Annotated in this window: 13 protein-coding genes; 10 read left to right on the forward strand and 3 right to left on the reverse strand. The window is 59.0% G+C overall.

Annotated elements, in window-relative coordinates:
- The first annotated feature begins 52 nt into the window (after positions 1-52).
- The 7 genes from ACR3E0_RS21450 (at position 53) to ACR3E0_RS21480 (ending at position 5174) form a co-directional block, all read left to right on the forward strand.
- Positions 53-625 carry a TetR/AcrR family transcriptional regulator gene (locus ACR3E0_RS21450; protein ID WP_480481547.1) on the forward strand — a complete coding sequence of 191 codons (573 nt, stop codon included), beginning with the start codon at positions 53-55 and terminating at the stop codon, positions 623-625.
- A gap of 250 nt (positions 626-875) precedes the next feature.
- Positions 876-1037: a hypothetical protein gene (locus ACR3E0_RS21455; RefSeq protein ID WP_480481549.1), complete on the forward strand. Its 162-nt coding sequence runs from the start codon at positions 876-878 to the stop codon at positions 1035-1037.
- A 23-nt stretch (positions 1038-1060) separates the two neighbouring features.
- Positions 1061-2182, forward strand: a complete 1122-nt coding sequence (locus ACR3E0_RS21460; protein ID WP_480481551.1) for an ABC transporter substrate-binding protein — start codon at positions 1061-1063, stop codon at positions 2180-2182.
- Between the two features lie 81 nt (positions 2183-2263).
- Positions 2264-3184, forward strand: coding sequence for an ABC transporter permease (locus tag ACR3E0_RS21465; RefSeq protein ID WP_480481553.1), 921 nt, complete (start codon positions 2264-2266; stop codon positions 3182-3184).
- A gap of 12 nt (positions 3185-3196) precedes the next feature.
- The gene (locus ACR3E0_RS21470) at positions 3197-4009 is read left to right on the forward strand and encodes an ABC transporter permease (protein ID WP_480481554.1); all 813 of its coding nucleotides are present in this window, start codon (positions 3197-3199) and stop codon (positions 4007-4009) included.
- 8 nt (positions 4010-4017) lie between these two features.
- Positions 4018-5076 (forward strand): ABC transporter ATP-binding protein, encoded by a 1059-nt coding sequence (locus ACR3E0_RS21475; protein WP_480481556.1) that lies wholly within the window; start codon positions 4018-4020, stop codon positions 5074-5076.
- On the forward strand, positions 5076-5174 hold the full coding sequence (locus ACR3E0_RS21480; protein ID WP_480481558.1) for a histidine phosphatase family protein: 99 nt from the start codon (positions 5076-5078) through the stop codon (positions 5172-5174). Before ACR3E0_RS21475 ends, ACR3E0_RS21480 begins: the two co-directional genes overlap by 1 nt.
- Before the next feature lie 267 nt (positions 5175-5441).
- Here ACR3E0_RS21480 and ACR3E0_RS21485 read toward each other — a convergent pair whose 3' ends face one another.
- Positions 5442-5807, reverse strand: coding sequence for a helix-turn-helix domain-containing protein (locus tag ACR3E0_RS21485; RefSeq protein WP_480481560.1), 366 nt, complete (start codon positions 5805-5807; stop codon positions 5442-5444).
- Between the two features lie 99 nt (positions 5808-5906).
- On the opposite strand from ACR3E0_RS21485, the gene ACR3E0_RS21490 reads away from it, so the two are divergent.
- On the forward strand, positions 5907-6287 hold the full coding sequence (locus ACR3E0_RS21490; protein ID WP_480481562.1) for a YegP family protein: 381 nt from the start codon (positions 5907-5909) through the stop codon (positions 6285-6287).
- A gap of 237 nt (positions 6288-6524) precedes the next feature.
- On the opposite strand, the gene ACR3E0_RS21495 is transcribed toward ACR3E0_RS21490, so the two are convergent.
- Positions 6525-7406, reverse strand: coding sequence for a LysR family transcriptional regulator (locus tag ACR3E0_RS21495; RefSeq protein WP_480481564.1), 882 nt, complete (start codon positions 7404-7406; stop codon positions 6525-6527).
- A 114-nt stretch (positions 7407-7520) separates the two neighbouring features.
- Here ACR3E0_RS21495 and ACR3E0_RS21500 point away from each other — a divergent pair, with 114 nt between their 5' ends.
- Complete coding sequence (locus ACR3E0_RS21500; protein WP_480481566.1) at positions 7521-9071, forward strand: proton-conducting transporter transmembrane domain-containing protein; 1551 nt, start codon at positions 7521-7523, stop codon at positions 9069-9071.
- Between the two features lie 13 nt (positions 9072-9084).
- A complete protein-coding gene (locus ACR3E0_RS21505; RefSeq protein WP_480481568.1) occupies positions 9085-11496 on the forward strand; it encodes a YbcC family protein in 2412 nt (803 codons plus the stop codon).
- 49 nt (positions 11497-11545) lie between these two features.
- Here the strand turns inward: ACR3E0_RS21505 and ACR3E0_RS21510 are convergent, their stop codons facing one another.
- Positions 11546-12691, reverse strand: coding sequence for an iron-containing alcohol dehydrogenase (locus ACR3E0_RS21510; RefSeq protein WP_480481570.1), 1146 nt, complete (start codon positions 12689-12691; stop codon positions 11546-11548).
- Positions 12692-12866: the final 175 nt, after the last annotated feature.

Raw genomic sequence — 12866 nt, forward strand, 5'->3', positions numbered from 1 at the left:
CTGGCGCCGCGACAGCAAACAGACCCGAAGCGAAAAGACTCAGGCGGCACTCTTGGATGCGGCCGAAGAACTGATTGTTGAAAAGGGTGTGGACGGCGCCTCGGTGACCGAGATTGCAAAACGCGCGGGCGCCTCCGTCGGGGCCGTCTATCACCATTTCAAAGACAAGACGGCACTGCGCAATGCCGTTTTTCATCGAATGACATCGCAAATTGCCGACATGAACAAACAGGCTGCGGACCCGGCCCGCTGGGAAAATGCAAGCGTACGCGAGATGATTGAGGCGTTTATCACTTTTCGACTGCATCAAACTAAGGCTGGCGGCATGTCGAAACGTGCCACCGCCTTGGTGATGGCGGACGATCCTGATCTCAAAGCACATATGGCCGAGATCAAGGCCGAAGGAAATTCAAGGCTCTTACAACTCCTCCTTTCACGGAAAGAAGAAATCACACACCCTGATCCAGAATTCGCAGCCGCGTTTGTAATCGATCAACTAAGCGCCATGTTGTACGCCCGGACAGACCCCTACCAAAAAGCCTCGGCCTTGGCAGAATGCAGTGATGATGTGTTCAAGGCCGAAGCGCTCAGGTGGGCTACAGTTGTTCTCGGTTTGAAGGACTAACGGCGACAATGGCTCGGTTCATGTCACCGACACCGGCCAAGATCGCGGTTATAATGTCTCACGAGCACCGGTAGCGCCGAAGTCACTGAATTCGCGGCAGCCGGGCCGTCGTCTCAGGCAGCTGATAGTTGAAATCGGAGGGGACCTAGTTTCATCGTCCCACCTTCACCTGAACTGTAGCAAGGCGGCCCAAACAACAATCATCATTTCCGGGAATTCAGGCGCGTTTCTTGCGCTGCGTCCCGATTATTTGCTGGCCGCGCCGCGATCCGGAGATCCTGACGCGTTCCAGACACTGACCGTGCCGATGACCGTGTGTAACGCGATCATCATCGCGGCGGGATTAACAGCGAAAGAGGAATCGCTGAAGAAACTCGAACGGCTGGGACAGTTGATCGAGCGTTTCGACTAAAGAGGAACCCAAGGGAGGATCACATGAATGTTCTGACGGCAACGCGCCTTGGCGCGATCAGTATCCTTATATCTACGGCGGCGATGGCCGATGGCCACTTGAATGAAATGGGGCTGGATGGGTTGCTACCCCTGGCCCAGGCAGAGGGCACATTGACGGTCTATTCCTTCACCAGCCGCATTGGCAAGGTCGAGAAGGCGTTTGAAGAGGCCTATCCCGGTATCGATCTGCAAGGCTTTGACATCACCTCTACCGAGCAGATTGCCCGGCTAAAGGCGGAGGCTCAGGCGAGCGTCACCAACGCCGACGTCATCTATATCTCGGACACGCCGGTTGTGCTGACCGAGCTGTTGGAGGCCGGGATCATTGCGCCCGATGTGCCGCCGCGCGTGGCAGGCCGTGTCCCGGATCAATACAAGAGCCCACTGCTGGCGCAACGGCTGTCCACCAAGGTTTTGATGTATAATGAAGAAGCCAATCCAGATGGCGCGCCGGTTGGCAATCTCTGGGAACTCACAACGGGTGCTTGGAAGGGCCGAGTGGTGATGGTCGATCCATTGCAGCGCGGCGATTACCTGGATCTGATCACCGAGATTGTGCTGCGCTCGGACGAGATGCGGGTCGCTTATGAGGCGCAATTTGGCAATGCTATTGATCTTGGCGGAGCGGCGAATGCCGGTGAAAAGTTTATCTCTGATCTCTTCGCCAATGATCTGATCCTTGTCGGGTCCACCGATGACGTAAACGCTGCCGTGGGTGCGTTGGGGCAGGAAAATCCACCGGTGGGATTCACCAGCTATTCGGATCGCCGTGACTACGAGGAAGAAGGCTGGGCCCTGCAAGTCGCCAATGCGGTCGAACCGGCGCCGGGCATCATCTTTCCTGCCATTTTGGCGCTTGCGGCAGAGCCTAACAACCCGGCTGCGGCCCGTTTGGCGATCGACTTCCTGATGGGCGACGAAACCGAAGTGGGCGGTGCGGGGCTGGCGCCGTTTTACGTCGCGGGCGATTATGTGACACGGACTGACATCCCGCCACATCCTGACGCTGTGCCTTTGGACGAGTTCACAGCCTGGCGTCTTGCACCCGCCGAAACGGCCACGATCCGAAGCGACATTGGCGATCTGATTTTAACGCTTCAATAGCCAAACGCAGCGCTGAGGGGCAGTCGTGGTGACGCGTCTACTCCTAGGCAATCTTGACGTCACCAACCAGGGATCATCTCAATGGTCGAAACAGCCATAGGCGCGCAAGGACGGCGTGTGCTCTTTCGCCAGGGCACGGTGCTGAAGGCCGTGGTTCTGTTGCTGTTAGTGGCAATGATCGTCCTTCCGCTGATCCGAACGGTCGTGTTCACGCTTCAGCCGGACACGATAAAAGCCTGGTCCGATGTGCTGACGGGGCGGCTGTCCACGAACCTGTTCTACAAACCGCTGGGCAACACGCTGTTGATCGGAGTGGTTGTTTCTGCCGGATGCGTTTTATTGGGCGGATTCTTGGCGTGGTTGGTCGTGATGACGAACGTGCCCTTCCGCACGACCATCGGTGTGATGGCCACGTTGCCATTCATGATCCCGTCTTTCGCGGCAGCACTCGCTTGGGGGTCGCTGTTTCGCAAGGACCGCGTCGGAGGACAGGTAGGATTGTTACAGGGCCTGGGGCTGGACATTCCCGACTGGCTGGCCTGGGGCATGGTGCCGACGTTGATTGTGTTGACGCTTCACTATTTCAGCTTGGCATTCACGATCATCGCCGCGGCGCTGGCGACCGTGAACTCTGATCTTGTGGAAGCGGCGCAGATCGCCGGGGCAAAAGGGCGTCGCATCTTGATGGGGATCATCCTGCCGGTGACGACCCCTGCGCTGGTCGCAGCGGGTTCGCTGTGCTTTGCAGGCGCAGTGTCAAACTTTGCGACCCCTGCGCTTTTGGGGTTGCCGGTTCGGATGCAGACCCTGTCCACGCGCCTTTTCGGGATGATCGAGGTTGGGCAAGTCGGGCGCGGCTATGTGATCGGCATGTTGCTGGTGCTGATCTCCGGCGCTTTTCTGTGGGCGGACAATCGGATCGTTTCGGGGCGCAGATCCTATGCAACCATCACCGACAAGGGCGGTCGGACGAAACGGTTTGACCTGCGGAGCGCGCGATGACCGCCGTTTGGTGTGGCCGCCATCGTGCTGCTAAGCTCGACCGTAATCCCTGTGATCGTGCTGACCGCGTCGAGCCTCGCGCCATCCTCCGCCAACCTCTTTTCCAACTGGACGCTGCATTATTGGCTGGGACAGAGCGACCCGAATGTTTCCCAAGGCATCCCTGGTATCGCCTACAACGAGGATATCGTGAGGGCGTTGACGGTCACGTTGGGGCTTGGTCTTGCGGTTGCGTTTGCGGGGATGTTCGTGGGCCTGCTGGCGTCCTACACGACCGCCCGGTTCCGCGACGGCTGGGCGTCTGCCGCCATAACCCAGATCAGCTTTCTGCCGCTCTTGGTTCCAGGTATTGCTTTTGGCGCGGCTTACATCGCCTATCTGGGCGCACCCATCGGACCGCTGCCAGCGTTATACGGAACTTTCGCCTTGTTGGTCATTGCTGGCACTGCGTATCTGTTGCCGTTCTCGGTACAGACCGGTCGTGCGGTGATCCAGCAGGTCAGCGGCGAGTTGGAAGAAAGCGCACGTATCACAGGCGCAAGCTTTGCACGGCGCCTCCTTGCCATCACAGTGCCACTGGCGATCCGAGGGCTGGCCGCGGGCGGTATCTTGATCTTCGTTAAAATCATCCGCGACCTGTCCTTGGTTGTGCTGCTCTTCACACCAACGATGCCGGTCTTATCGGTCGTTGCGTATCGCTATGCCTCGGAAGGGTTCGGACAGTTTGCGAACGCGATTACTGTGGTGATCCTATTCATCTCAATCTCGGCCACGTTGATCGCCAATCGGTTGCAAGCAAAATCCCAACCCTGGCTGCAAAACTAAAGGACCCCATGCTGGACATACGTAATCTAACAAAGCAATTTGGCGATTTTGATGCGGTCAAAGACGTGTCGATCACTGTGCCGGACGGTGCGTTCCTTGTGCTGCTTGGACCATCTGGCTGTGGCAAGACCACCTTGCTGCGAATGCTGGCTGGGCTGGAATTACCGTCTGCGGGGCAGATCATGTTCGCCGGTGAGACGGTGTCGGACGGTGACCGGAACTGGACGGTTGATCCCGCCAAGCGCAACTCTGGTCTGGTTTTTCAGTCCTATGCACTCTGGCCCCATATGTCGGTGCGCGGCAATGTTGATTGGCCGCTGAAAGTGATGAAGATGCCCAAGGCCGAGCGGGCCAAGCGGGTCGGCGAGGTGCTTGAGCTCTTGGACATCGCGCAACTGGCAGACCGCTATCCCAATGAAATTTCCGGCGGGCAGCAACAGCGTGTCGCAATTGCCCGCACGATCGCACCAAAGCCGTCGATCCTGTTGTTTGATGAACCGCTGTCGAATTTGGACGCAAAGTTGCGAGTCGAGATGCGCACCGAACTCAAGCGCCTGCATCGCGCAACCGGGGCCACCACGGTTTATGTCACACACGATCAGATCGAAGCGATGACAATGGCAAGTCATGTGGCTGTTATGAACCAGGGGCGGGTGCAGCAGTTCGGCACGCCAAAAGATCTGGTGGAACGCCCCGAAACCGCCTTTGTCGCGACCTTTGTCGGATCCCCGCCCAACAACATGGTGCCGGTGGTCAAGAACGGTACCGGATATCTGGTGGGCGGACGGCATATGCCGATGTCGGCCCCGGTCGAGGAATGCTTGGCGATGTACCGGGCGGAGTCGATGACCCTTGCCGACAGTGCCGGGGGCACGACCTTGCCAATGGAATTGGTGGAAACCAGCGCCATTGCGGGGCGAACGATGGTGACGGGTCTCCGGGATGGCTTGCGCCTGACCGCGATAGTCGAGAACGCGCCGGAAGCGGGCATCGGCGACACGATTCAGTTTTGCCTGCCGCGTCAGCCCGACAGTTGGTTTGGCTTAAATGGTGAAAGGATCGAGTGATGCGTTTGTTGTTGGTTCGCCACGGTCAATCAGAATGGAACGCGGCGCGGCGGCTGCAAGGACAGGCGGATAGCTCATGTGTCAGATTGGAATTTTGACGACGAGGGTGATGAAAATCGTTGTGATGTATTTCCTTGTAGTTTCCATTCGAGATGATGAGACCAGAGAACGGGTCTTTAGGGTGGTTAGCCCAATAGTTTGTAACTTCAAGTGGCAGTTTCGGATTGTCGCGAATACCGAATACTGGGATGCCTAGGTGTTCTGCCAAATCACGCGGACACAATGGCGCGTCCGGCATGAGAACCAACTCTGCTCTGAACTCTTCCGCATATCGCACGACTTCTGCTTTGAAACCGTGCTCGAACCTATGTCCCATTTGCCCTGCGTTTCCTCATATCTTCGTAAAGCGTCTTGATCATGAGTTCCATCGTTTGAGCGTTTTCACCACCGATGTGTCTGTCCGCACGAAGCAGGGTGGTTATCTCCGCGAGCGTATCCTTTTGAGCTCGCGGTGTGCCGGTGTCGCGATAGAACTGGCTCACATCCAAGCCCGACCAGGATGCCAGCGCCGCAAGGCTATCGACGTCGGGTCGTTTTCCCTGACCCATGCGGGTCAAAGTAGAAGCCGAGATTTTGGCTTTCTCTGCAACTTTCTTCCAAGAAACCTCTCTATCTCGCCTGATTGCATCGAGGGCAGCATAGAAGCCCTCCGCATCAAAGAAATTCGACATGTGCTCTCCCGTTTCATTCTTGCAACTGCTCAAGAATCGGACATCCCTGTGATTGCTAACTAGCAACACAACGTCACTACAGCAACAAAGGAGCATGCTATGTACGCTTTCAAGATTGTTGATGCGGCAAGCGGTCAGTACCGTGTGCGCTTCACCTACAACTCCGAAATCATGGTGTGGTCAGAGAACCTCACCTCCAAAGACGCAGCGAAAAGGAACATCTCTTCGCTCAAAGCAAATGCCCTCGGCGCGCCGATTGTCGAACTTACAGTGGGTGAGACAGGAAGCGGGTATCGTTGGGAGTTCGTCAAGTCAAGTGATGGTCAGCACTTCACCCGCTTTGTGGCGTCGAACGGCGAAACCATGGTGCGCAGTGAGCGCTATACACAAAAACACAACGTCAAGAATTGCGCTTCGTCTGTGTCCAGCAACGCGGGCTCGGCACGTGTCATCGATGAGACGAAAGCTCAGGCCGCGTAACCAACAGAAAGGACAAAAAACTATACCAAAGAAGAACAACCGAGCACGTGCAAGGAGTACCATCTCAGGTCGCTTCGTCAGCAAATCGCATGCAAAGCGCAAACCTTCGAGCGACTATCAATTAGCGCGTCGGTGGAGGGTCAACGACGCGGTCCAGCCTCGTCACGCCCCAGCCACAACGTGTTATGAAATTGGACTGGCTGCGTGTTCCCGTCAATCGCTGTCCGCCTTGGTTTGTCACAATAACGCCGCGCTGCCCGCCAACAACTGCTGAACCAGTGGATTGGGAAACCGCCGTCGGAACGTGACCGCGTGGAAGTTTTCTTTAATGCGCGGATGCTCCTCGGCTTCAAGCAACCTGCCGGACGACAACTCGTCCTGCACAACGATCGGTGCGACCAGCGCCAGCCCGATATCTTCGCGCGCCAGCAGGCGCATCATCGCCATGTCATCCACCTCGGCTGCGATTTGTGGGCGGACTGACATACGGCTGGCCATAGCGTCAAACGCGGTGCGGACGCTGTTGTTGGTTGTTGGCAGAATGAAAGGATGCTCCTCGAGCAGGTCCTTGATGGGACGTCCGGGATCCAGCCGCTCAGGCGTGCCAACGATGCTGACCGGTTGCTCGGCAATGTGATGCGTTTCAAAACTGGTCAAACTGTCACTTGCTGGCTCGTGATTCATCAATACCAGGTCAAAATTCAACGTCTCCAACCCGCCGAGCAGTTCGCTCGGACTGCCGGACCGCAGGATCACCTCGACATCCTTGCGGGCCAAAATGGGGCGCAGAAACCCGATCTGAAAGTTTCGCGACAGTGTGGACTGAGCCCCGACCCGCAGGGCCTGTCTTGTGTTCCCGGCATCCTGCAACGTAGCCACAAGCTCTTGACCCGTCGCAAAAATTGCATCGGCGTGATCCAATGCGATATGCCCCGCCTCGGTCAGGTGCAGTTTGCGTCCGCGGCGTTCGAACAGGGGATGGCCCAGACGTTCCTCAAGCTCCTTGATCTGAACCGACAGCGCGGATTGCGACAGGTTCAGACGTTGTGCGGTTCGCGTGAGGTTCCCGTCATGCGCGACGGCCCAGAAATAACGCAGGTGGTGATAGTTAAGTGGCATATCGTTCTATTTAGTAGAACTATAACCGGCAAACAATGAATTTTTCATAAACCTATTGCCGCAGTATGTCCTGAAAAACGGGCGCGCCAGCCCCCATCGCTGAGGGATACGACCATGATCTACCTGTTTCTTCCACTCCTGAGCCCGCTGATCCTGCTGGCTTCGGCTTATTATGCAAGCCGCCACCCCGGGATACGCCCTGGTCTGGTTCCGAAATTGTCGGAATGGGCTGCAGTGGCCGCCTTTGCCGTGGCCGCTTTGTCGGGCTTGATGTTGATCCTGCACGGATCGGGCACGTCTGCTCTGATCGGGTTCTGGGGAGTTGGCCTGTCGGTGCGTCTGGATGCGGTCAGCGCGATCATGCTGGTTCTGGTCAGTTTCATCGGCTGGATCGTTCTGCGGTACTCGGCGACATATATGGACGGCGAGGCGGGGCAAGGCGCATTTACCGGTTGGATGATGGTGACGCTGGCTGCGGTTCTGTTGCTGGTGATGTCCGGCAATCTCGTGCAGTTGCTCGCGGCCTGGGTCGTGACCAGCCTTGCCATGCACAAGCTTCTGCTGTTCTACCCGGAACGGACCACTGCGCGGCGCGCGGCCCGCAAAAAGGCCGTGGTGGCCCGGATCAGCGAAGTGTCTCTGGCGCTGGCCGTCCCGCTGCTGATCCTGAGCTATGGCACGACGGATATAGCCGCGATCCTGTCCCAGGCACAACCCACCGTCATGACGATTTCTGCGGCCTTGCTGATCGCACTGGCGGCGGTGATGGCCTCTGCCCAGTTTCCGATCCACGGGTGGTTGACCGAGGTGATGGAAGCGCCCACCCCGGTATCCGCGCTGCTGCATGCCGGCGTCATCAATGCCGGTGGCTTTCTGCTGATCCGCTTCGCCGATGTCATGCTCGCGGCACCCGGGATCATGGCCCTTCTGGTGATGCTGGGTGGGTTCACCGCCTTGTTTGCCGGGCTGGTGATGCTGACGCAACCGGCGGTCAAGACCTCGCTGGCCTGGTCCACGATCGCGCAGATGGCCTTCATGGTGATGCAATGCGGCCTGGCGCTGTTTCCACTGGCGCTGCTGCATATCGTTGCACATTCGCTCTACAAGGCGCACGCGTTCCTCAGCGCGGGCGAGGCGGTCCGCAACGTCGCCGCGATCAAACGTCCCGGCCCGGTTGCCGTTCCAAGCGCACGCAACGTGATCCAGGCCTTTGTCATCGGTATCCTGATCTATGGTGTGGTCGCTGCTGTGTTCGGAATCGACGGCAAGTCAATCCAGGCGATTGTACTGGGTGTGATCCTGATCTTTGGCGTGGCCTACCTGCTGGCGCAGGGTTTTGCAGATGCAGCCCCCGGAGCACTGACCCGTCGGACCGTGGTCTATGCCAGCGTCACGTCGGTCAGCTATTTCCTGCTGCAAATGGCGGCCCAGCATCTGACTGCAGGAACTCTTCCGGCAACGCCAGCCCCCGGACCCTTGGAGTGGGCTTTGATGATCCTGGCACTGATCAGCTTTGGCGCCGTCGCACTGGCACAATCGACCTTCCCGCTCTGGGCCTCACATCCGGCGGCGGCCGGGCTTCGGGTGCACCTGTCGAACGGGCTTTACGCAAACGCAATCTTTGACCGGCTTCTGGACGGATGGTCCAAGCCCCGGACCGTGTGAAGAGGGACCAGACATGTATATGAAACACGAAAGCTATCCCGCCGCCCTGCTGGAGCTGGTCGCGATTGCCGATGACGCCGTCCGGCAAATCCCCCCACTGTTCCCGCTGGCCTCAAACGTGGCCGTGAACCCGTTTCTGGGACAATCGGACGAGACGCTTGCCATCACCGCAGCCCGCCTTGGCCGGGTTTCTGGACTGCGCATCACGCCAGACAGGGCGATCTTTTCGAAAAAGCTCAAATCGGGCGAGATTCTGGACGCCGATCTGGCCGAGGCCCTGTCCAATGTCGAAAGCCGGTTTGACTCCCCTGACCTGGAGGACATCAAAGCGGCACTTGCAACCGAACCATCGCCTGTCTCCGCTTTGCCCACCGTCGCCGATCTGGCCGCCGACGTGTCTGGTATCGACTGGCCTGGCCTCATTGAAGAACGCATCGGGGCCTGGGCAGCCAGTCACTTCGATCAGGGACAGGCCCTGTGGCAGCCCAGCCGCACCGGCGGCGCCTTCAGCGCCTGGCGGGAGTTCGCGTCGCGCGATCTGACGCTGGAAATTCACGGCCTCAAAGGGTTCGGCGCTTACGTTGCGGCTACCAACAGGTCTCCCTGGCGGGCAATCGGGCGTGCTTCGGAAACACTTGGGGTTACACCCGAAGCCGCGGAAACCGCGTTTCACCGCTGGTTGGTTACACTTGGCGGTTGGTCCCAGTATGCGCGGTACCTTCTGTGGCAGGCCGAGCTCAACAACCAAAACGACACCACAGCGAACGAGCTTCTGGCGATCCGGCTGGTCTTCGAAGAAGCGCTGTTCGAGCTGTATCGCGACCAGATCGCGGCGCGGTGGTCTGAAACCATCGCTCAGCACGAGGCGCCCGTGACGCCAACACGGGATCTGGTGATCGATGCGCTGTTGCAGGACGCTGCCGAACGCGCGCAACAGCGCAAGCTGGCGCAAACCCTGTCCGAGGGTCAGCCGCGCAGGGCCGAGGGCCGTCCGCTGGTGCAGGCCGCCTTTTGCATCGACGTGCGGTCCGAAGTGTTCCGCCGGTCGCTCGAGGCGCAGGACAGCGGTATCGAAACCATTGGCTTTGCGGGGTTCTTTGGCTTGGCCAGCGCCCATAAATGCGCCGGATCCGATGTGACAGAATTCCGCGGACCGGTCTTGTTGCAAAACAACGTGACCTCGACGGCAGCCGAAGATACACAATCCGATCTGAGCCGCCGGTACACCGCCCGGGCCAAACGCGCCTGGGGCCGGTTCAAGCTGGCCGCCGTGTCGTCCTTTGCCTTTGTCGAAGCCACAGGACCGGTCTATGCGGGCAAGCTGTTGCGAGACGCGCTGGCGGCGGGCAAAGGCGCGGCTAAATTCGATCCGGCACCGCGCCTCGACCCCTCGATTGACCTGCAAACACGGATCGAATCCGCCAAGGCCATTCTGGGTGCAATGTCTTTGACACGGGATTTTGCACGCATTGTCATGTTGGCGGGGCACGGCGCAGATGTGACCAACAACCCGCACGAAAGCGCCTTGCAATGTGGGGCCTGTGGCGGACACGCCGGGGATGTCAGCGCGCGGTTGCTGGCGGGCCTGCTGAATGAAGGCGCGGTGCGCGACGGATTACGCGAACACGGCATCGACATCCCGGCGGACACGCTGTTTTTGGCGGCCATGCACCATACGACGACGGACGCGGTGACCCTGTTCGATCAGGACCACCCCGCCGGAAGCTGGTCGCAGGATATCGCAAAGCTTACAGGCTGGCTGCAGGCCGCCGGGCGTCTGGCACGGGCCGAACGCGCGCTGCGGTTGCCGCGTGCCGGCGGTGCCGAGGATATCGCCCGCCGCGCGGTCGACTGGGCCGAACTGCGCCCGGAATGGGGTCTGGCCGGATGCCGGGCTTTCATCGCCGCACCGCGTGCTCGGACAGATGGAACCGGGCTGGCCGGTCAGTCCTTTCTGCACAGCTACGATTGGCGTGCGGATGAGGGGTTTGGCGTGTTGGAACTGATCATGACAGCACCGGTCGTCGTCGCCAGCTGGATCAGTCTGCAATACTATGGGTCCACGGTAACGCCAAGGCTGTTTGGCGGTGGCAACAAGCTGTTGCACAATGTGGTGGGCGGTATCGGCGTCGTCGAAGGCAACGGAGGCGCTCTGCGTCCTGGCCTGCCATGGCAGTCCGTTCATGACGGTGAACAGTTCCAGCATGATCCTTTGCGCCTGTCGGTCATCATCGAAGCGCCGCGCGATGCGATGAACAGCATCCTGAAGAAACACGCAGGGGTGAAAGAGCTGTTTGACAATCGCTGGCTGCACCTGATCGCGATGGACGAAAATGGCGATCTGGCATGGCGCTACAGTCGCGATCTGGAATGGATCCCGATACAGCGGCAGGCAGGCAATGAACGCGCCATCGCAGCCGAATAGTTCCGAGCTCTAAGACAGGCCCGGCGCTCTTTGCCGGGCCTTTTCAGTTTTAAAGGGCAGATCTGAACAAGGCGGCAAGATGATCTTCGTTCAGGTCAATCGGATTGCCCCCACAGGACGGATCCATGATCGCCCCCTGAACGAGTTCAGGAATAGACGCCTCCGTAACACCTAGTTCGGATAGGCGTCGGGGAATACCCAGCGAATCGTTGAATTCCTGCACGAAGCGACGGAACCCGTCAAAGCCGCCATCTATGCCCAGATAGGCCCCTGCCATCTGGAACTTGTCCGCGATAGCCGGGGCGTTGAACTCCAAAACCGCAGGCATGCAGACCGCGTTGGTCGTGCCGTGATGCGTGTTGAACACCGCGCCTATCGGGTGGCTCATCGCGTGGATCGCGCCGAGGCCTTTCTGGAAGGCCGTGGCGCCCATGGCCGCCGCGCTCATCATCTGGGCGCGGGCTTCGATATCGGTGCCGTCGCCGTAAGCGCGCGGCAGATAGTCCTTGACCAGCCGCATGCCCTCCAGCGCTATGCCCTGGCTCATCGGATGGTAATGCGGGCTCGAAAACGCCTCGACACAATGCGCAAAGGCGTCGAGACCGGTGCCCGCAGTGATAAACTTGGGCATGCCCACTGTCAGTTCCGGATCGCAGATTACAACTGTTGGCAGAACCCTGGGATGGAAGATGATCTTCTTCGCATGGGTTTCCGAGTTGGTGATGACGCTGGCCCTGCCGACCTCTGACCCGGTTCCGGCTGTTGTCGGCACGGCAATGATAGGCGCAATCGCGTCCGCGTCCGCACGGGTCCACCAGTCGCCGACATCCTCGAAATCCCAAACGGGGCGCGTCTGGCCCGCCATGAACGCAACCATCTTACCGAGATCCAGACCAGAGCCGCCGCCAAATGCGATCACCCCGTCATGCCCACCAGCGCGATAAGCCGCGACACCCGCCTCAAGGTTTTTCTCGTTCGGGTTCGGATCCACATCCGAGAACAGGCCCCGGCCCAGACCGGCCGCCTCCATGATATCCAGCGTCTCGGACGTAATCGGCAGATCGGCCAGCCCCTTGTCCGTCACCAGCATCGGGGACTTCATACCCGCAGACGCGCAGGCCTCTGGCAATTCCCTAATTCGCCCTGCCCCAAACTTGACAGCAGTCGGATAGGACCAGTTTCCAACAAGGCTCATGATGTCACCTTTTTCTGATTGTAAGTTTTTGGACGAATAGGATCGTCGGAGCCAATAGCAGGCAAGCCGCCAATCATCTGCAGCGTTCTCCATCTGGGCTCAAGAGAAAACATCCCTGCATTTTCCGGCCAAAATATCTTGTGGATTGCCGTCATTGCGCCATGGACTCGAAAAA

It is taken from the genome of Ruegeria sp. AJ12, assembly GCF_056536245.1.